Raw genomic sequence first — 18,617 nt, 5'->3', positions numbered from 1 at the left:
GCGCACGCTGGCGTTGGCGATCGTGCCCAGCGTGATCTGGGGCGGGATCGAGAAGCCATTGCGCTTGTCCCGCAGCCGAGCTCCCGCGACCGGGGTGTCGACGGTGAAGAACAAGGTGTCGAAGTCGCTGGCCGCCGCGCGCTTGACCAGTTCGTAGGAGATCTCGCGTTGTTTCATCACGTACAGCTGGAACCAGTTGCGGCCGTTCGGGTTGGCTGCCTTCACACCCTCGATGGAGGTGGTGCCCAGGGTGGAGAGGCAGAACGGGATCCCGGCGGCGGCTGCGGCTGAAGCCCCGGCGGTTTCACCTTCGGTCTGCATGAGTCGGGTGAAGCCGGTGGGGGCGATGCCGAAGGGCAGGGCGGAGGGCCCGCCGAACACGGTGGTGGAGGTGTCCACCTTGGCCACGTCGCGCAGGACCTGGGGGTGGAACTCCACGTCCTCGAAGGCGCGGCGGGCGCGGTCCAGGGACAGTTCGCTCTCGGCGGCGCCGTCGGTGTAGTCGAACGCGGCGCGTGGGGTGCGGCGCTGGGCGATCTTGCGGAGGTCGTAGATGGTCAGTGCCTTGTCCAGGCGGCGTTTGCGGCCGTTGAACTCGGGCTTCTTGAACTGCATGAGCTCGAAGACCTCGGCGGGCTTGGGGAACTGGCGTTGCACCACGGTGGGCCCCTTCCTCAGCTGGTGCGAGGTTCGTAGCGGATCGGTGTGAAGGCCTGCGCCACCACTGCGCGCAGCTCGGCCAGACCACCCTCGACCAGGCCGGCGGTACGGGCCTGGACCAGGATATTGCCCACCGCGGTGGCTTCCACCGGACCGGCGAGCACGGGCAGGCCGCTGCGGTCGGCGGTCGCCTGGCAGAGCATGCGGTTCTGGGCGCCGCCTCCGACGATGTGGATGATGCGGACCGGATGACCGGCGATCTGCGCGGCCTTGAGCACCGAGTCGGCGAATGCCTGGGCCAGGCTGTCGATGATGGCGCGGGCGAACTGCGGGGGAGTGCTCGGTGCGGGCAGATCGTGCTCGGCGTACCAGGCGGCGATCCGGCTGGGCATGTCACCGGGGGCCATGAACCGCGGATCGTTCACGTCGAACACGGCCGCGGGCACCGGAGCTTCCTCGGCCTCGGCCAGCAACTGCTCCAGATTGCTGGAACGCTGGCTGCTGTTGGCCAGGCGATCCCAGGAACGCACCGACTCGGACAGCAGCCACAGGCCCATCACGTTGTGCAGGAAACGGATTCGCCCGTCGACCCCGCCCTCGTTGGTGAAGTTGGCTTCCCGGGCGGCGTCCGAGAACACCGGCTCGTCCAGCTCCAGCCCGACCAAACCCCAGGTACCGCAGGAGATGTAGGCGAAGTCGCGGCCGGTGTTCGGCACCGCGACCACGGCGGAGGCGGTGTCGTGTGACCCGACCGCGACCACGTCCAGGGCCCGGCCGACAACTGAGGCCGCGTTCGCGCGCAACGGGCCCACCGACGTCCCTGCTTCGACCAAGTCCGGTAGGAGCGAACCCGGAATGCTCAGCGCCGTCAGTAGTTCCTTGTCCCACTTGCCGTCGCGCGGGTTCAGCAGGCCGGTGGTCGAGGCGTTGGTGCGCTCGGCCACCTCGGCCCCGGTCAGCCAGAACGTCAGCAGATCGGGGATCAGCAGCATCCGTTCGGCCACCTCCAGCAGGCCCTGCTCGGAGGCCAGCTGGAACACGGTGTTGAACGGCAGATGCTGAAGACCGTTGCGGCGGTATAGATCCGACGCCAGGAACCGATCGTGGACGGCCTCCACACCACGCGCGGTGCGCTCGTCCCGGTAGTGGTAGGGCACCCCGAGCAGGGCACCGCCGCGCAGCAGACCGTAGTCCACCGCCCAGGAATCGATGCCCACGCTCAGGATCTCGCCTGGCGACTGCCGTTCCGCAGTCGCCAGGCCGGCCAGCACTTGCTGGTAGAGCTCGAGGACGTTCCAGTGCAGACCGTCGGTCAGCTGGACCGGGTCGTTGGCGAACCGCGCGACGTGCCGCATCCGCAAGCCGCCACCCTCGACGGTACCCAGGATGACCCGTCCACTGGTTGCCCCTAGATCTACTGCGGCAACCGTTCTCATCGCAGGAAGGCCGCCGCGACGCCGGAGTCGACCGGGATGTGCAGGCCGGTGGTGCGGCTCAGCTCGTCGCCGGTGAGCACGAAGACCGCGTCGGCGACGTGCTCCGGCAGCACCTCACGCTTGAGAATCGTTCGGTTGGCGTAGAACTGGCCCAGGTCCTCCTCGGCCACGCCGTAGGTGGCCGCGCGGTTGGCGCCCCAGCCCGAGGCGAAGATACCCGACCCGCGCACCACGCCGTCCGGGTTCACGCCGTTCACCCGCACGCCGTACGCACCGAGCTCGACCGCCAGCAGCCGCACCTGGTGGGCCTGGTCGGCCTTGGTGGCGGAGTAGGCGATGTTGTTCGGACCGGCGAAAACGCTGTTCTTGGAGGAGATGTAGATGATGTCGCCGCCCAGGCCCTGCTCGATCAGTGCCTTGGCCGCAGCCTTGGACACCAGGAACGAGCCCTTGGCCATCACGTCGTGCTGCAGGTCCCAGTCGGCCTCGGTGGTCTCCAGCAGGGGCCGGGACAGCGAGAGCCCGGCGTTGTTCACCACCAGGTCGATGCCGCCGAAGGCCAGAAGAGCTTCGTTCACGGCATCCTGAACGGCGGCGCCGTCAGACACATTCGCGGCCACCCCGATCGCCACGTCGCTGTTACCGATTTCGGCCGCGGCGGCCTGGGCCTTCTCCAGATCCAGGTCGGCCACCACGACGCAGGCGCCTTCGGCGGCCAGACGCTGAGCGATCGCCTTGCCGATGCCGGAGGCCGCGCCGGTCACGAAAGCGACTCGCCCGGCGTGCGTCTTGGGCTTCGGCATCCGCTTGAGCTTGGCCTCTTCCAGCGCCCAGTACTCGATCCGGAACTTCTCCGCGTCCGAGATCGGCGTGTAGGTGGACAGCGACTCGGCGCCGCGCATCACGTTGATCGCGTTGACGTAGAACTCACCGGCCACGCGCGCGGTCTGCTTGTTCGCGCCGTAGCTGAACATGCCCACACCGGGGATCAGCACGATCAGCGGGTCGGCGCCGCGGATGGCCGGGCTGTTCGCGTCGGCGTGCTTGTCGTAGTAGGCGGTGTAGTCCGCCCGGTACTCCTCGTGGAGCTCCTTCAGGCGGGCGATTGAATCAGCAACGGACGCGGTGGCCGGCAGATCGAGGATCAGCGGCTTTACCTTGGTGCGGAGGAAGTGGTCAGGGCAGCTGGTGCCCAGTGCCGCCAGTTCCGGGGCCCTTTCGCTGGCCAGGAAGTCCAGGACCACGTCGGAGTCGGTGAAGTGCCCGACCATCCGCTTGTCCTTGCTGGCGATACCGCGGACGGTAGCGGCCAGGGCGGCGGCCTTGGCCTTGCGCTCCTCGGCCGGGAGGGCGGCGTACCCCTCGCGCGTGGCGCCGAAAGGCTTTTCCGAACCATTCGCCGCGATGTACGCGGCCGCGGTCTCGATGATCCAGAGAGAGTTCTTCTCCGACTCCTCGCTGGTCTCGCCCCAGGCGGTGATCCCGTGCCCGCCCAGGATCGTGCCGATCGCCTGCGGGTTGGCCGCCTTGATCGCCGCGATGTCCAGGCCGAGCTGGAAACCGGGACGCCGCCAGGGAACCCAGACCACCTTCTCGCCGAAGATCTGCTTGGTCAGCGCCTCGCCGTCAGCCGCGGTGGCGATCGCGATGCCGCTGTCCGGGTGCAGGTGGTCCACGTGCGCGGCATCGACCAGGCCGTGCATGGCGGTGTCGATGCTCGGCGCGGCCCCGCCCTTGCCGTGCAGGCAGTAGTCGAACGCGGCGACCATCTCGTCCTCGCGCTCGATCCCCGGGTAGACGTCGACCAGCGCCTTCATCCGGTCCAGACGCAGTGCCGCCAGGCCCTTCTCGGTCAGCGTGCCCAGGTCGCCGCCCGAGCCCTTGACCCACAGCAGCTCGACCGGCTGCCCGGTGACCGGGTCGATCTCGCTGCCCTTGGCCGAGGTGTTCCCGCCGGCGTAGTTAGTGTTCTTCGGGTCGGCGCCGAGGCGGTTGCTGCGGGCGATGAGCGCGGCGACGGTCTCGTTCGTCATTTCGCTGTTTTCCTCTTCGATCGTGGAGTGTTCAGGCGCCCCAGCCGGCCTGGGTGCCGCCGACGCGCTCGGTCTCGATCTTGTTCTGGTAGCCGGATTCGAGGTAGGCCTTCATCGGGTCCGCAGGCAGGCCGCGGCTCTCGCGCCAGGCGGCGAGGTCGGCGCGCACGTCGGTGTAGAAGGCGTCCATGAAGATCTGGTTGGCGCTGAGGACGTCACCCTGCTCCTGGGCCTGCCCGAGCGCTTCGCGGTCCACCAGCAGGGCGCGGGCCGTCATCTCCTGGACGTTCAGTACCGAGCGGATCTGGCCGGGGATCTTCTGCTCGATGTTGTGGCACTGGTCGAGCATGAACGCCACGTCCGGATTGCCGTAGCCGCCGCCGCGGACCACCTCGAACAGGATCCGGAACAGCTGGAACGGGTCGGCCGCGCCCACGATCAGGTCGTCGTCGGCGTAGAAGCGCGAGTTGAAGTCGAAGCTGCCGAGCCGGCCCAGGCGCAGCAGCTGCATCACGATGAACTCGATGTTGGTGCCGGGGGCGTGGTGGCCGGTGTCCAGGCAGACCATCGCGTTCGGGCCGAGGGCGCTGACCTGGGCGTAGGAGGTGCCCCAGTCCGGCACGTCGGTGTGGTAGAACGCGGGCTCGAAGAACTTGTATTCGAGGACCAGGCGCTGGTTCTCACCGATGCGTTCGTAGATCGTGGCCAGGGACTCGGCCAGCCGGTCCTGGCGCCCGCGCAGGTCGCCCTGGCCCGGGTAGTTGCTGCCCTCGGCCAGCCAGATCTTCAGGTCGCGGCTGCCGGTCGCGTTCATCACGTCGATGCACTCGAAGTGGTGGTCGATCGCCCTCTGCCGGACGGACGCGTCGGTGTGGGTGAGCGCGCCCAGCTTGTACTCGTCGTCCTGGAAGGTGTTCGAGTTGATCGTGCCGAGCGCCACGCCGACGTCCTCGGCGTGCTTGCGCAGGTCCTCGAAGTTCTCGACCTTGTCCCAGGGGATGTGCAGCGCGACGGTCGGGGCCAGGCCGGTGTACTTGTGCACCTGCGCGGCGTCGGCGATCTTCTCGAACGGGTCACGCGCGGTGCCGGCCGATCCGAAGACCTTGAAGCGCGTGCCCGAGTTGCCGAAAGCCCAAGAAGGAAGCTCGATCGCCTGCTCGGTGAGCTGCCCGGCGACATCCGTGAATCGCGTCATGACGTCGTTGTCCGTTCGTCGCTGAAACGTTTCAAGGAACGTAGCACGGGCGAGGGCGGGGCATCCAGAGGCAGTAACGGGCAGATTGCGGACGTCGGTCAGCGGTCTGCGGGTCTGCGGGTCTGCGGAGGAGGGTGCCGATCGGCGTGGCCTAGCAAAGCTGGATCATGAAGACGAAGCGACGCTATAGCGCGTTTGTCTTCATGGTGCCGAGTAGCTGTGGGAGGGAGAGCGTGGAACTTTCGCTGGAGTGGTTGATCATCGGCTCGGGCTGGGCCAAGTTGACTTTTCGCCTGGGCGAAGAGTCTTTCGAGGTGATCACCTCGTACCTGTGCGACGGGCTGGGCTCAGTGGTGCAGGCAGCTGTCGATCTTCAGGGCGGGTCGAGTTCGGCCGTCGCCTTCCTGGCGGATGAGCCGGCGGGGACCTACCTGTTCTTCAGCGGCGCGGATCAGGCTGACGGGATGGGTTATCTGCGGGCTGTGACATTCGCGGACTGGATGTCGCGGGAGAACCCATGGGCGAACGGTCGCTGGCGATGGCATGGGCGGATTCCGGTGGAGGCGTTCGTCCGGGCCGTTCTTGGCATGGCTGACGAAGCTGCGGCGCGGTGGAATCCTGCTGGATACGAGGCTGCTTGGGGCGGGGGTTCGTTTCCGGCGGAGCAGGTGGAGCGGCTCAGGGCAGCGCTGGCCTAGGTGGCTGGTGCCCTGGGCAGAGGATGTGACTGCTGGAGTGCTGCGGACGGGTGGGCATCGAGAGCCGACCCGTCCGCAGCGGTTGCTCAGTTGGCCTTGTTCACTCCGGTGAGCAGGCCGTTGATGGTGCCGTCGATGTCGGTGTACCCGGAGAACGAGACCAGGCTGCGCATCGGCATGCTGCCCAGGAGCTTGCGGGCTTCGGGGTCGCGGAACATGGCGCCGGCCGGGCCCAGGTCGGTGAGGAACTTCTCCAGGACATCGGTGCCCTGGGGGTGGGCGAGCCATTCCTCGAAGGTCGACTCCTTGTCCAGGTCGGGCGTGCTCACCGGGACGTCGAGTGTGATCGACCGGGTGGCGCGGATGTCGCGGGAGGAGGCGCCGATCTCGACGGTGTACTCGCCCGGCTCGACCAGCCAGCCGGCCTTGGACCAGTAGGCGAAGGCCCGCTCGCCCAGTTCCAGGCGCACGCGCTGGGATTCGCCCGGGTTCAGGCGCACCTTGGCGAACGCCCGCAGCTCGTGCTGGGGACGGTCCACCCCGGCGACCGGGTCGCCGACGTACACCTGCACCACGTCGGTGCCCGTACGCGTCCCCTGGTTGGTGACCGTAACCTCGACCACCGCAGCCGCCACGCTCGCGTCGGCCACCGTGACCGTCGCGTCCGTGTACTCGAAAGTGGTGTAGCCCAGGCCGTGTCCGAAGGGGAAGGCCACCTCGCGGCGGGTGGTGTCGTACCAGCGGTAGCCCACGTAGATGCGCTCGCCGTAGTGCACCTTGCCCTGGTTGCCCGGCCAGTTCACGAAGGCCGGGGTGTCGCTCAGGGTCAGCGGAATGGTCTCGGCCAGGCGGCCTTCCGGCTCGACCGTGCCGAAGAGGACGTCGGCGGCCGCGCTGCCGCTGGCCTGACCGCCGAGCCACATCTCCAGCACCGCAGACGCCGCCTGGGTGACCTCGCCCAGGTCGACCACGGCGCCGTTGCTCAGCACCACGACGATCTTGGCGTTGGTCTCGCGGAGGGCAGCCAGGAGACGAAGCTGGTTGGCGGGGAGGTCGATGTGGGTGCGGTCGAAGCCCTCGGACTCCTCGGCGTCCGGCAGCCCCAGGAAGGCCACGACGACCTCCGCCTGGCGGGCAGCCTCGACGGCGGCGCTGCGGAGGTTCTCCTCGTCGGAGCCGTCGAAGGCGAAACCGGGCTCGAACGTCACTGCGCGCTGCGTGGACGCGGTGATCGCGGCGAGCGCGTCATCGAGTTGCGTGGGGTTGATGTGCGAGCTGCCGGCGCCCTGATAGCGCGGGGTACGGGCGAACTCGCCCACTACGAGGATCTGGCCGCCGTCCGCGGAATCCAGCGGGAGGAGGTTGTCTTCGTTGGTCAGGAGCACGGCACCGGCCGCGGCGGCGCGGCGGGCGAGCGCGTGGTGATCGCCCGCGACCGCCTCGGTGGCAGCCTGGGCCGCCTTGAGCCGGTCATGCGTGGTCAGGACATTCGAGACTGCCACGTCGAGAAGCGACTCCTCGAGCGTTCCGTTACGCACCGCGTCCACAATCGCCTGGGGGCCGCGTTCGCCGGAGGAGGGCATTTCCAGGTCCAGGCCGGCCGCGACCGCGGCCACGGGGTCGGCCACCGCACCCCAGTCCGACACCACGTAGCCCTGGAAACCCCATTCGCCGCGCAGAACGTCCGTAAGCAGCCAGCGGTTCTGGGAGGCGAAGACGCCGTTGATCCGGTTGTACGAGCACATCACCGTGGCGGGCTGGGACTTCTGCACAGTGCGCTCGAACGCCGGGAAGTAGATCTCGCGCAGGGTGCGCTCGTCGACCTCGGAGCTGATCCGCATCCGGTCGGTCTCCTGGTTGTTGGCCGCGTAGTGCTTCAGCGAGGCGCCGACGCCGACCGACTGCACGCCGGTGACCCAGGCGGCGCCCAGTTCGCCCGCCAGCAGGGGGTCTTCGGAGAAGTACTCGAAGTTGCGGCCGCACAGGGGAGAGCGCTTGATGTTCACGCCCGGGCCGAGCAGCACGTCCACGTTCAGGTTGCGGGACTCCACGCCGAGGGCCTGGCCGACCTGCTGCAGCAGTTCCGGGTCCCAGGTGGAGCCGAGCGAGGCGGCGGTCGGGAACGCGGTGGCCGGGTGGCTGTTGTTGATGCCCAGGTGGTCGGCGCCCTCGGCCTGCATCCGGACCCCGTGCGGGCCGTCGGTCAGCACGATGCTCGGGATGCCCAGCCGGTCCACCGCCCGGGTGTTCCAGAACGCGGCGCCGGACACCAGCGACGCCTTCTCCTCGAGGGTGAGCTGTGCGATCAGCGGATGGGCCATGGGGTCTCCTCGTCGAGTACGGGTACGGCGGCTCGGACTGACCGTACCTGAAATTCGACCAAGTGGTCGAGTATCATTCGGGTGTGGATTCGCTACCCTCACCCGGATGGCAGAATCCACTCCCCGCTCGACCTCCGGCCGCCGCGGGCCCTACGCCGGCACGGCGGAGCGCCGGCGGGCGATCCTGGAGTCGGCGTTCGAGGTGTTCGCGAAGGTCGGCTACCGCAACGGGTCGATGCGCGACATCGCTCAGCGGATCGGGATCGCGCACACCACCCTGCTGCACCACTTCGGCTCCAAGAGCGATCTGCTGGCCGGGGTGCTGGAGCTGCGCGACGAGTACGGCCGGCCCGGGTCCGAGGAACCGGGCGTGGGGATGCTGCGGCAGCTGGTCGAGGTGGTGCGGCGTAACCAGGAGACGGCGGGCCTGACCGAGCTGTACTGCATTCTCTCGGCGGAGGCGACCGATCCGGGGCATCCGGCGCACGAGTACTTCCGTGGGCGGTACACCCGGCTGGTGGCTCAGCTGCGTGAAGAGCTGGAGCGGATGGCCGCGCAAGGGGAGCTGCAGGCGGGGGTGGATCCGGCGCTGGAGGCGCAGCGGATCACCGCGCTGATGGACGGTCTGCAGGTGCAGTGGCTGCTGGACCGCGAGTCGATGGACATGGCCGAGCAGCTGCGCGACTACCTGCAGCGGCTCTGCGTGACGAGGATCTAGCGCCCGCCCGGCGCCGGGTTGCCTTCCACAACACCCGGCACCGGGACGGCGCGGAACGGATCAGGCGCCGGCGGAGGAACCCAGCTCGGAGTCGAGCTGCTGGTGCCGGGCGATGGCCTGGGTCAGGAAGGTGCTCATGCCCTCGAGGCCCTGAATGGCGTTGCTGGCCCCGGTGTTCCACTGCTGGTACGACTGCTGGAACCGGCCCGAGGCCTGGTCCGTGACGAACCCGCTGGCGACCAGGCCGTCGACCAGGCCCTTGAGCCGGTTCAGGTTGGCGATCATCTCCTCGCGGCCGCTGTTCAGCTGGGCGGACGTGGTCTGCAGTTCCCCGTATTCGACCTTGATACCCATGGTTACCCCTCTACATTGTCGGATTCGGTGTGGAAGCTCGGTTACTTGCGGGTGGAGAAGCACTTACGTTCGGACGAGGAGGTCGCGAACCCCTGATCGTTCTCCTCGGTCTGCGGGGCCCGGTAGACCGCGTCCACGGTCAGGCAGTACCGGGTGCCCGGCTCCAGTTCGGTGAGCGTGTACGAGCGGGCCTGGTTCTGCTCCTCGTTGGGCCAGATCGCCGCGTCCTGGCCCTCGATCTGCACCCGGTAGACGTTCTCGTAGGCGCCGGACGCGTGCCAGGTGATGGTGATGCTGGTCGGGCTGCGCTTGGTCGCCTGCAGGCCGCTGACCGTGGGGGGCACGAACTCGGTGGTCTCCTCCGGGGCCGGGGTCTCGTCCTTCTGGCTGTCGGCCATGAAGGACAGGCCGACCACGACGAGCACCACGGTGACCAGACCGCCGATGGTGGAGGTCAACAGCCGGCGTTTCCACGACCAGCCCTTCTTCTCCCGCGGACGGACGCCGGTGCCCAGAACGGTTGCCCCGTCCGGGATCTGGGTTCCCTCGTCGGGAAGCAGGGCCCGGAACTCGGGTGCTGGCTGTTGCGGGCCGTGGCGGTTGTCGGACCGGCGGGAACGTTCGGGCGCGCTGAACTGGGTGCCCGAGTTGAGTTGCGGGCCTGAGCTGAACTGGCCGCCCGGGTCGCCGGGCTGGGCGAAGGCTTCCGGGCCCGCGGGCATGGCCGGCCACGAGGGTTCTTCCGCCCACGAGTCGTCCGGAGTCCGTGAAGATCCCCGAGTCGGTGCAGATCCCTGAGGTTGCGGAGGTTCCGCACGCCGTGAACGTTCCTGCCCCCGTGAAGGCTCCGGCCGGAGCGAAGGACTGGCTGGCTGGGAAGGCTGCTCCCATGAACGCTCGGCCTCCTGCGGTACCAGCGTGTCCGGCTCGGGGCCACGGGAGCGCCGGCTCAGTTCGGGCATCGGGGCCAGCCCAGGCGGAACCGTGACCGGCAGCCCGAGTTCGCGTTCCACGTCCTGCAGGCCGGCGATGAACTCGGCCATGTCGGCCGGCCGGTCGGCCGGAGCCGGGGCCAGCGCACCGGTCAGGGCCACAGAAAGCGAATGGGGGACGTCGGTGCGCACGAAAGGCGGCGGAGCGGAACGGAAACGCTGTTGGATCGACAGCAGGGTGTTACCCGGATCGACCGGGTACGGCGGCCGTCCGGCCAGCGCCGTGTACAGCGTGGAGGCCAGCGCCCACAGGTCCGACTGGGCCGTCGGCTCTTCGTACGAAAGCACCTCGGGCGCGGCGTGGTTCGGGGTCCAGGCCACGGTGGCGTTACCGGCCTGACGCGCGTCCACGGCGATCCCGAAGTCGGCCAGCACCGGCTCGTTCAGCGCGGTGAGCAGGATGTTGCCGGGCTTGACGTCGCGGTGCAGCACGCCGTGCTGATGCGCGTACCCGAGGGCCGAGGCCATCTTGATCGCCAGGCGCAGCAGCACCGCCGGCGGCATCGGGCCGCTGTCGCGCAGGCCGTCGGCCAGGGAACCGCCCTCGTACCAGGGCATCATCAGGTACGGCTGACCGTGCCGGGTCAGGCCGTAGTGGTACACGTCGACGATGTTCGGGTGCGTACCGAGCTTGCCGGTCAGCCCCATCTCCCGGCTGAACCGCTCGCGGTCGCGCCGGTCCACCCCGTCCGCGCTCATGATCTTGACCGCGACGGTGCGGTTCAGCGCGGGCTGGAAGGCCCGGTAGATCACGCTGAACCCACCGCTGGCCAGGGCCTCCATCCCGACCAGGCCGTCGAGCTCGGGGATCACCTCGCCGATCGGGGCACCCAGTTGCTCGCTCATGCCCACCTCCTCGGGCGCGGGTCGACGCCGCGAACCAGCCGGCGCAGCCAGGAGCGGTGCGGGGCGAGAGCCTGCTCGATCTGCCGCAGGTGATTCCAGGCCTGCGGGTCGGCGCCACCAGGGGCACCGCCGTACACCTGGGCATCGACCAGCCGGCCGAGCGCCTGGGCATCCGGCTCGGCGCTGGGCTCGACCCGGGCCACCAGCGAGCGCACTTCCTGGGAGGTGCGCCCGGCGCTGGGGTGACCGTGATCGGCCAGCCGGTCGAGCAGTTCGGCCCAGGCCCCGAGGGCACCGCCGGCCTGGCGCCGGCGCCGGCGCAGGGCGTTGACCAGGGCCCCGGCCACCGGGACCAGCACCAGGAGCCCGAGGAAGCCGGCCAGACCGATGATGTACGGCGTGAAGTCGGTGGTCTTGGCGGTTTCGTCGCCGGCCTGGTCCAGGGTGCCTTCCTGCGGCGGGCTGTCGTCGGCGGGCTCGTCCTTGGGCGGGTCGGGCCGCTGGACCGGGTTGTTCTCCTGCTGCTCGGGCTGCTCCAGCGGGGTGGTGTTGCCGGAGCGGTCGGGCGTGGCCGAGAACGGCACCCAGCCCTGTCCCTGGAACCAGATCTCCGGCCAGGCGGTGGCGCTGCCGAAGCTGACCGTGACCTTGCCCGAGGAGTCCGGCCGGCCGGCGTCGAACCCGACCGCGACCCGGGCGGGCAGGCCCAGGCTGCGGGCCATCAGGGCGTAGGCGGTCGCGAACTGGTCGGGGGTGCCGTTACCGGCGTTCTGCTCGGTGCCGAACAGTTCGAGGACCCGGCCACAGCTGTGCCCGGGCATCGCTTCCGGATCCAGCCGCAGGCCGGAGGAAGAACTGAACCACTCCTCGAGCGCCCGGGCCTGGCTGAGCGGACGGCCGTCGGCGCCGGCCACGGCCGTCTGCGCGAGCCGCACGATCTGGTTGTCGGTGCAGCCCTCGAGCGAGCGGCTGGGGTCGCCCGAGGCCGCGTACCCGGCGGCGGTCGCGGCCAGGGCGGCCCGATCGGTCTCGCCGAGGGTGACGGTCTGCTCGTAGGTGCCGTTCAGGCCCTCCGGGTCGACCAGGGTCTGGCCCCGCAGGTCGTACGTCATGCCGGGCCGGGCCAGGTGGCCGAGCTGACCGGTGACCGGCACGTAGACCCCTTCGAGGTCTCCGGGCGTGACGCTGACCTGGGACTGGGCCAGCGGCGGGCGGGTCTCCTCGGGCGCCGGCAGGTCGTAGCCGACCGGCACGGCCGGGGTGCTGCTGCTCCAGCGGATGCCGTCGTAGCTGTCCAGGGTGGCGATCCGCCAGGGCCGCGGGTTCTCCCGCCAGGCGGCGTCCACCTGGGCCTCGAACGCGGTGTCGCCGGAATGGCGCAGCCAGCCCGCCAGTTCGTCCATCGGGGCGGTGGGCTGCTCGGCCTTCAGCGGTGGGGCGGTCAGGTGCCGGGCGTCCATCGGTTCCCGGGCCAGGTCGGCCACGAACAGGCCGGCCGCGCTGCCGAGGGCGACGACGAGCACGGTGACCAGGACCGGCAACAGCCGGGGCCGGGCCAGCACCAGGAAACCAGCCGCCAGGACGAACGGCAGGGTGACCACGAGCGGGTCCCCGGCCCCGCCGACCCCGCAGATCAGGGCGGTGAGCAGCAGGCACAGGCCGGGCGCAGCCAGCGCCAGACCACCTCGGGTGCGGGCGATCGCGGCGGTGGCGGCCGCAGCCAGGGCGCACAGCACGGCGAACTGGGGGAGCAGGTCGGCGGCCGGCGGCGCGGGCAGGGTGGTGGTCAGGATCCGCGAAAGGCCGCCGGTGACGGCCTCGATCACGCCGCGGACGGCCTCGGCCGGGGAGGTGGCCCGCGGGATCGACACCGTCATCGCGGTGATCAGCCCGGCCAGCAACGCGGCCACGAGCCCGGTGACCAGCTGGGCCAGGCCGCGCAGGGAGGGCAGGCTCGCAGTGGCGCGGTTGGCCAGCACCACGGCGGCGGCGCCGAGCAGCACCCCGCTCAGCGCGGGTACCGGCAGCGACATCGGCGGGTAGACCCGCCACCAGGCCACGGCGGCCGCGAGCACGGTGAGCAGCCCCATGACCAGCCGGGTGACGGGCTGTTCCCGGTCGGGTGCGGGTGCGGCTGCAGGCCTGCGGTTGGGGGCGCTCGGCGCCCGCCGGGTGGGGGCGTCGATCGGCGGGGCGCTCATCCCCACCTCCGGTTCCAGGACGCGGCCAGGTCGGCCGCGGTGGCCTCGCTGAGCACGGCGACGCCGGGCTCGACCGGGCGCTGGGCGCTACGGCCCGAGTCGATGACGGCGGCCAGCACGGTGGCCCAGTTCTTGCGGAGCGGGACCAGCGCCGAAAGCTCGCTCTGGGCGCCCGGACCGAGCACGGCCACGGCGGTGCGCCCGCCCTGGCCGGTGGTGCGCTGGGCGGCGCTGGCCAGGGTGTGCCCGGCGCTGTCGGGCTCGGCCACGGTGATACCGGCCAGACCGTCCAGGATGGCCTGGGCCGAGCCGGCCAGACCGCGCCCGCTGACCGGGCTGATCCGCACGGTGACGGCGGCGGCCAGGGCCATCGTGGCCACCGAGGCGGCGAACGAGACGGCCTGCTCGAAGTCCTCGGCGGTGCGGTAGGAGGTGACCCGGTCGTCCAGCAGGATCAGGATGTCGCTGCGGCTGCTGTCCACGTGCGTGCGCACGGTCAGCGGCCCGCCGCGGGCCAGGCCCTTCCAGTGGATGATCCGCAGGTCGTCGCCGGGCACGTACTCGCGCAGGCCGGAGAACGTGACGCCGTTCTCGGCGTGCGAGTTGGTGCGCGAGCCCTCCAGGTCACGGGACTGCCCCTGGGCGGGCTGGTTCAGCGGGTACGTCTTCGGGCGCACGATCAGCTGCAGGGTGTCGCCGAGTTCGCGCTGGCGGTGCGCGATCTCGCACAGGTCGTGCTGGTGCAGGCGCAGCGGCCCGACCGCGAACACGCCGCGCCGGCTGGTGTCCAGGTCGTAGACCACCCGCCGCAGCTCACCGCTGGAGCCCGAGGGCACCGGGATCTCGTGCTTGCGCCCGCCCACCTGGTCGACCGCGCGCATGGCCCGGCCCCGGCCCTTGATCCGGATGTGCAGCATGCCGATCGCCTTCTCGCCCACGCCGACCCGCTGCGGGGAGATGCTGCGCTCGACCTGGACCGAGACCCGGGCCACCACCTGGGCCACCGCCACCAGCACCAGCAGGGCGGCGGCGCAGGCGATTCCGATCAGCTCGACGTAACCCACCACGAAGCCGGCCAGCAGCCCGGCGACGGCGACCGCCACCAGGGCGCGCCCGGCCGGGCTCAGCCGGATCCGCCCGAGGTCGACGGCCTGGCCGTTCATCGGGCGGGCAGGACCAGCCGCCGCCTGAGGCGCAGCCGGCTCGGTCATCACCACCGGCGGTTGCCCTGCCCGGCGGCCTGCGAGGTGGGCGTGGGCAGCCCGCTGATCACCCGGTCGACGAGGTCGTGGTCGGTCACCCCGGCCAGTTCGGCCTGCGGGGTGAGGATCAGCCGGTGGGCCAGCACCGCGGGGGCCAGGTCCTTGATGTCGTCGGCGGTGACGTAGCCGCGCCCGTCGATCGCCGCGGCGGTTCGGGAGGCGCGCAGCAGCGCCGGGCCGGCCCGCGGGCTGGCCCCGATCCGGACCTCGGGCAGCTGCCGGGTGGCCCCGGTGACCGCCACGATGTAGTCCCGGATCTCGTCGGCCACGTGCACCTTGGCGATCTGCGTGATCATCTGCTGGACCACGTCCAGGCCGATCACCGGGCGGATCGAGGCCACCGTGGGGCCGTTCGCCTCGTACTTGAGCATGTCCGACTCGGTGCGCGGGTCCGGGTAGCCGACGCTGACCCGCATCATGAACCGGTCCAGCTGGGCCTCGGGCAGCCGGAAGGTGCCGTCCATCTCGACCGGGTTCTGAGTGGCGACCACGGTGAAGGGCCGCGGCACCGGGTACTCCCGGCCGTCCACGGTGACGTGCTTTTCCTCCATCACCTCCAGCAGCGCCGACTGGGTCTTCGGCGAGGCCCGGTTGATCTCGTCGGCCAGCACGATGTTGGCGAACACCGGCCCGGGCCGGAACTCGAAACGCCCGGACTGCTGGTGGTACACGGTGATCCCGGTGACGTCGGCGGGCAGCAGGTCGGGGGTGAACTGCACCCGCTGCCAGCGACCCTCGACGCTCGCCGCGAGCGCCCGGGCCAGCGTGGTCTTGCCGACCCCGGGCACGTCCTCGACCAGCAGGTGACCCTCGCTCAGCAGGGTGATCACCGCCAGCCGGACCACCTCCGGCTTGCCCTGCAGGGCCCGCTCGACACTGGAGCGGATGCTCCCGGCGATGTCGGCCAGTTCAGACACGATGTCTCCTGCACTTTCGTAAGTCATGCGTTGCGTCGGGGGTGGTGCCAGGGGGACGGATCAGGTCCAGAACTTGCGGCCGGTGGCGGCGTAGCCGGAGGGCGCACCCTGGCCGGCCGGGGCGTAGTAGTAGCCGCCGTTCGCCGAGCCCGACCACTTGTACTCGCGGATCTCCGTGCCGCTGGCGTTCGCGCTGGTCCAGGCCCAGAACGCGGTACCGCCGTTGGTCTCCGAGCCAGCTGGGCAGGTCTGCAGCTGCTGGCGGATGATGCCGCGCGGCTTGGTGATCATGCACCGCATCAGCTGCACCGTGCCCGGCTGCTGGGTGGACAGCGCCTTGAAGATCGGGGTGGCCGATTCCCAGCGGTTGGCCTGCGGGTTGTTGCAGTCGGTGTCCAGGTCGAGCATGTAGATGTCGGTGACCTCGACGTTGCGGCACTGGTACATCTGCTTGCGCTTGAGTTCGGTGGGCTTGGCCGTGGTGCTGGCCCACTCGCCCTGGCCGTGGGCGTTGACCGCGCGCACCTTGACCGTGGCGCCGGAGCTGCTCAGGTTCTGCGCGGTGTACTCGCGCACGTTCGCGCCCAGGTCCTGGATCGCGCCGGTGCCCACCTGTACCTGGTAGCCGGTGATCGCGCTGCCGCCGTCCGCGGCCGCGTCCCAGCTGATCTTGGCGGAGCCGGCTCCGGGGACCGGGGTGCCGAGCTTCGGCGCACCGGGCTTGCCCGCGGGCACCACCGGGTTGCTGTCGCTGCCGGGCTGACCGTCGGCCGGCTTGCCGACCTCGCCCTCACCACCGGCCGAGCGGGCCCGGACCTCGATGACGTAGCCGGTGCCGTTGGTCAGGCCGGTGAACGTGTACTGGGTGCCGTTCGCGTCCTGGGTGGTGCGGCCGCCGTTCGTGGTGACCGCGGCCACGGTGTACCCGGTGACCGCAGTACGCCCGGCTTCGGCGGCATTCCAGGCGACCCGGACCTGGCCGTCGCCGGCGGTGGCGTTGATGCCGCCCGGCGTACCGGGCAGATCTGCGCTCGGGGTGACGTAGGCGACCGGGGACAGGTCACCGTCGCCCTCGGCGCTCAGTGCCCGGATCTGCACGCCGTACTGCTGGCCGTTGGTCAGCTCGGTGAGCCGGTAGTTACGCCGGTCAGCGCCGACCTCGACCACGACCTGGTTGTCCACGACGACGGCATAGCCGGTGATCTCGGAACCCCGGTCCTGCGCACCCTGCCAAGTGATCAGCGCAGCCTGGTCTTCCGGAGTGGGCTGAGCCACGATCGGAGCTTCCGGCGGGCCGGCAGCCTCTTGCGTGGGATCAGCCTCGGGCTCGGACTCAGGCTCGGGATCGGTGACCGGGTCGGCCTCCGGATCCGGGGCGCCGGCCTCAGGATCGGGAGCGACCGGGTCGCCCTCGTCCCCGCCGACCGGGGTGAGCGGGTTGTTCACGGCCGGGTTGTCGTTGCCTACCGGGGTGTTCGGCAGCTTGTCGCCGGCCGGGTCGTCGCGCTCGCGCTCGGGCTTGTCGTCGTTCTTCTTCTGGTCGTCGTTCTTGGTCTGCTGGTTGTTGTTGCGCGGCTGCTCGCGCTCGGGCGTCTGCGGGACGTCCGGAGTGTTCTGGGGGTCCTGCTTCTCGACCGATTCCTGCGCGTCGTTGTTCTGCGACTTCTTCTTCGACGGCTTCTGGCCCGGCCGGTACTTCTCGATCGGCACGATCACCCCGTCCGGCTTGACCACCTTGACCTGGTTGCCGCCGGAGTCGTTCAGGTACAGGAGGTTTCCGTGGGCAACCACGTCGTCCAGGTCCTTGCCGCCGACGTTCGGGACGGCCTGACCGCTGCCCGAGCCCATGTCGACCTTGACCAGGTTGCCGCCGGAGCGGTCGACCACGTACCCGATGCCCGAGACGATCTCGACCTGGTCGACCTTGGCGCCGGAGGGCAGCGTCACGGCGCGCCCCTCGCCCTCGGCCGGGACCACCACGGCCCGGCCGTCCAGGCCGATCAGCAGGCCGCCGTCGTTACCGACGCCGACCTTCAGGCCCTTGGCGCCACTGCCCTCGGGCAGCGGGGCGAACGAGCGCGCCGCACTGTCGCCGTGCAGCGAGAACGTCGAGCCGGAGGTGGCATTCACCGCGATCACCCGCTCGCCCGACTCGTCGGCCGCCACGGTGATGTTCTGGTTGGCGCTGCCCACCTCGGTGCGGCCGACCGCGCCGTCCCCGATCCGCAGCACCACACCCTGGGCGGGGACCGCGGCCCAGAGGAAGCCCTCGCTGTCCACCACGGCCGCGGTGACGCCCTCGGCGGCGACCGGCTGGCCCAGTGGGGCCAGGGTTTTCGGGTCCAGCCGCTGAACGTTCTGCTTCTCGGTGTCCAGCATCCAGGTGGCCGCACCGTTGGCGAACACCTGCACGCCGCTGGCCAGTCGCTGGGGGCGCTGCGAGGACTCCAGGCGGGCGCCGTCGATCAGGGTGGCCTTGCCGTCCTCGTCGACCGCGTAGGCGCCGTCGGGCCGCTGCACCACCTTGAAGGGAGCGCTGAGATTGTTGACCGGGACGGTCTTACCGGCCTGCCCGGCGTAGCCGTTGACCCAGGTGACGCTGCCCTGGGCGAAGTTCGCCAGCCAGGCCCCGCCGTCCTGCAGGCGCACCACCGCGCCGGTGGCCTGGGCACCGATCAGCCCGGCTCCCACCACGAGCGCGAACACCACGACGCACCCGACCACACCGAGGCCGCGCTGCTTGGCCCGCGACGCAAAACGTTCCCAGAACACAGATCTCCCCCCAGAGACTCCACCCGCGGCGATTATGCCGTCAGAGCCCCCGCGATTCCCCTAAGGCCACATCAAGACAAACTCATCACTTCTTCCCCGGCCCTCACTCCACCCCACGAGGGAAAGAAACCGGTGAAACCGGGCGACACATTACTGTCGTCGCTCACGCTCCGGAACATCCACCCCGGGACGGATAGCTCACAAGCCGGCCG

13 protein-coding genes are annotated in these 18,617 nt (G+C 70.3%); 2 read left to right on the top strand and 11 right to left on the bottom strand.

Translation table 11 applies throughout. The annotated features are described in order from the left end of the window. The 4 genes from LR394_RS37090 to rhaI form a co-directional block, all read right to left on the bottom strand. On the bottom strand, positions 1 to 660 hold a 660-nt coding region (locus LR394_RS37090), incomplete at its 3' end, for an alpha-hydroxy acid oxidase (RefSeq protein ID WP_231449378.1). 14 nt (positions 661 to 674) lie between these two features. Beyond that, positions 675 to 2,096 carry a rhamnulokinase gene (locus LR394_RS37085; protein ID WP_231449377.1) on the bottom strand — a complete coding sequence of 474 codons (1,422 nt, stop codon included), beginning with the start codon at positions 2,094 to 2,096 and terminating at the stop codon, positions 675 to 677. Continuing rightward, positions 2,093 to 4,129, bottom strand: a complete 2,037-nt coding sequence (locus LR394_RS37080; RefSeq protein ID WP_231449376.1) for a bifunctional aldolase/short-chain dehydrogenase — start codon at positions 4,127 to 4,129, stop codon at positions 2,093 to 2,095. Before LR394_RS37080 ends, LR394_RS37085 begins: the two co-directional genes overlap by 4 nt. A 31-nt stretch (positions 4,130 to 4,160) precedes the next feature. Continuing rightward, positions 4,161 to 5,324: an L-rhamnose isomerase gene (gene rhaI / locus LR394_RS37075; RefSeq protein ID WP_231449375.1), complete on the bottom strand. Its 1,164-nt coding sequence runs from the start codon at positions 5,322 to 5,324 to the stop codon at positions 4,161 to 4,163. A gap of 233 nt (positions 5,325 to 5,557) precedes the next feature. On the opposite strand from rhaI, the gene LR394_RS37070 reads away from it, so the two are divergent. After that, the gene (locus LR394_RS37070; RefSeq protein ID WP_231449374.1) at positions 5,558 to 6,022 is read left to right on the top strand and encodes a hypothetical protein; all 465 of its coding nucleotides are present in this window, start codon (positions 5,558 to 5,560) and stop codon (positions 6,020 to 6,022) included. A gap of 86 nt (positions 6,023 to 6,108) precedes the next feature. Here the strand turns inward: LR394_RS37070 and LR394_RS37065 are convergent, their stop codons facing one another. Next, positions 6,109 to 8,343, bottom strand: coding sequence for a glycoside hydrolase family 3 C-terminal domain-containing protein (locus tag LR394_RS37065; RefSeq protein WP_231449373.1), 2,235 nt, complete (start codon positions 8,341 to 8,343; stop codon positions 6,109 to 6,111). Between the two features lie 106 nt (positions 8,344 to 8,449). On the opposite strand from LR394_RS37065, the gene LR394_RS37060 reads away from it, so the two are divergent. Next, positions 8,450 to 9,061, top strand: coding sequence for a TetR/AcrR family transcriptional regulator (locus tag LR394_RS37060; protein WP_231449372.1), 612 nt, complete (start codon positions 8,450 to 8,452; stop codon positions 9,059 to 9,061). Between the two features lie 60 nt (positions 9,062 to 9,121). Here LR394_RS37060 and LR394_RS37055 read toward each other — a convergent pair whose 3' ends face one another. The 6 genes from LR394_RS37055 to LR394_RS37030 are packed head-to-tail and all read right to left on the bottom strand — an operon-like array spanning position 9,122 to position 18,405. Further along, entirely contained in the window at positions 9,122 to 9,415 is a 294-nt protein-coding gene (locus LR394_RS37055; RefSeq protein WP_231449371.1) for a WXG100 family type VII secretion target, read from the bottom strand. Positions 9,416 to 9,456: 41 nt separating this feature from the next. Continuing rightward, a complete protein-coding gene (locus LR394_RS37050) occupies positions 9,457 to 11,253 on the bottom strand; it encodes a protein kinase domain-containing protein (protein WP_231449370.1) in 1,797 nt (598 codons plus the stop codon). Beyond that, complete coding sequence (locus LR394_RS37045; protein WP_231449369.1) at positions 11,250 to 13,454, bottom strand: transglutaminase TgpA family protein; 2,205 nt, start codon at positions 13,452 to 13,454, stop codon at positions 11,250 to 11,252. The genes LR394_RS37050 and LR394_RS37045 overlap by 4 nt, the downstream gene beginning before the upstream one ends. After that, entirely contained in the window at positions 13,451 to 14,665 is a 1,215-nt protein-coding gene (locus LR394_RS37040) for a DUF58 domain-containing protein (RefSeq protein WP_231449368.1), read from the bottom strand. The genes LR394_RS37045 and LR394_RS37040 overlap by 4 nt, the downstream gene beginning before the upstream one ends. Then, positions 14,665 to 15,660, bottom strand: coding sequence for an AAA family ATPase (locus LR394_RS37035; protein ID WP_407937191.1), 996 nt, complete (start codon positions 15,658 to 15,660; stop codon positions 14,665 to 14,667). The genes LR394_RS37040 and LR394_RS37035 overlap by 1 nt, the downstream gene beginning before the upstream one ends. Positions 15,661 to 15,693: 33 nt before the next feature. Then, positions 15,694 to 18,405 carry a fibronectin type III domain-containing protein gene (locus LR394_RS37030; protein ID WP_231449366.1) on the bottom strand — a complete coding sequence of 904 codons (2,712 nt, stop codon included), beginning with the start codon at positions 18,403 to 18,405 and terminating at the stop codon, positions 15,694 to 15,696. Positions 18,406 to 18,617 lie beyond the last annotated feature (212 nt).

It is taken from the genome of Kineosporia babensis, from assembly GCF_021129305.1.
Classification (GTDB): domain Bacteria; phylum Actinomycetota; class Actinomycetes; order Actinomycetales; family Kineosporiaceae; genus Kineosporia; species Kineosporia babensis.
Note: the sequence above shows the minus strand (reverse complement) of the source record. Positions and strands in the feature narration are given on the sequence as shown.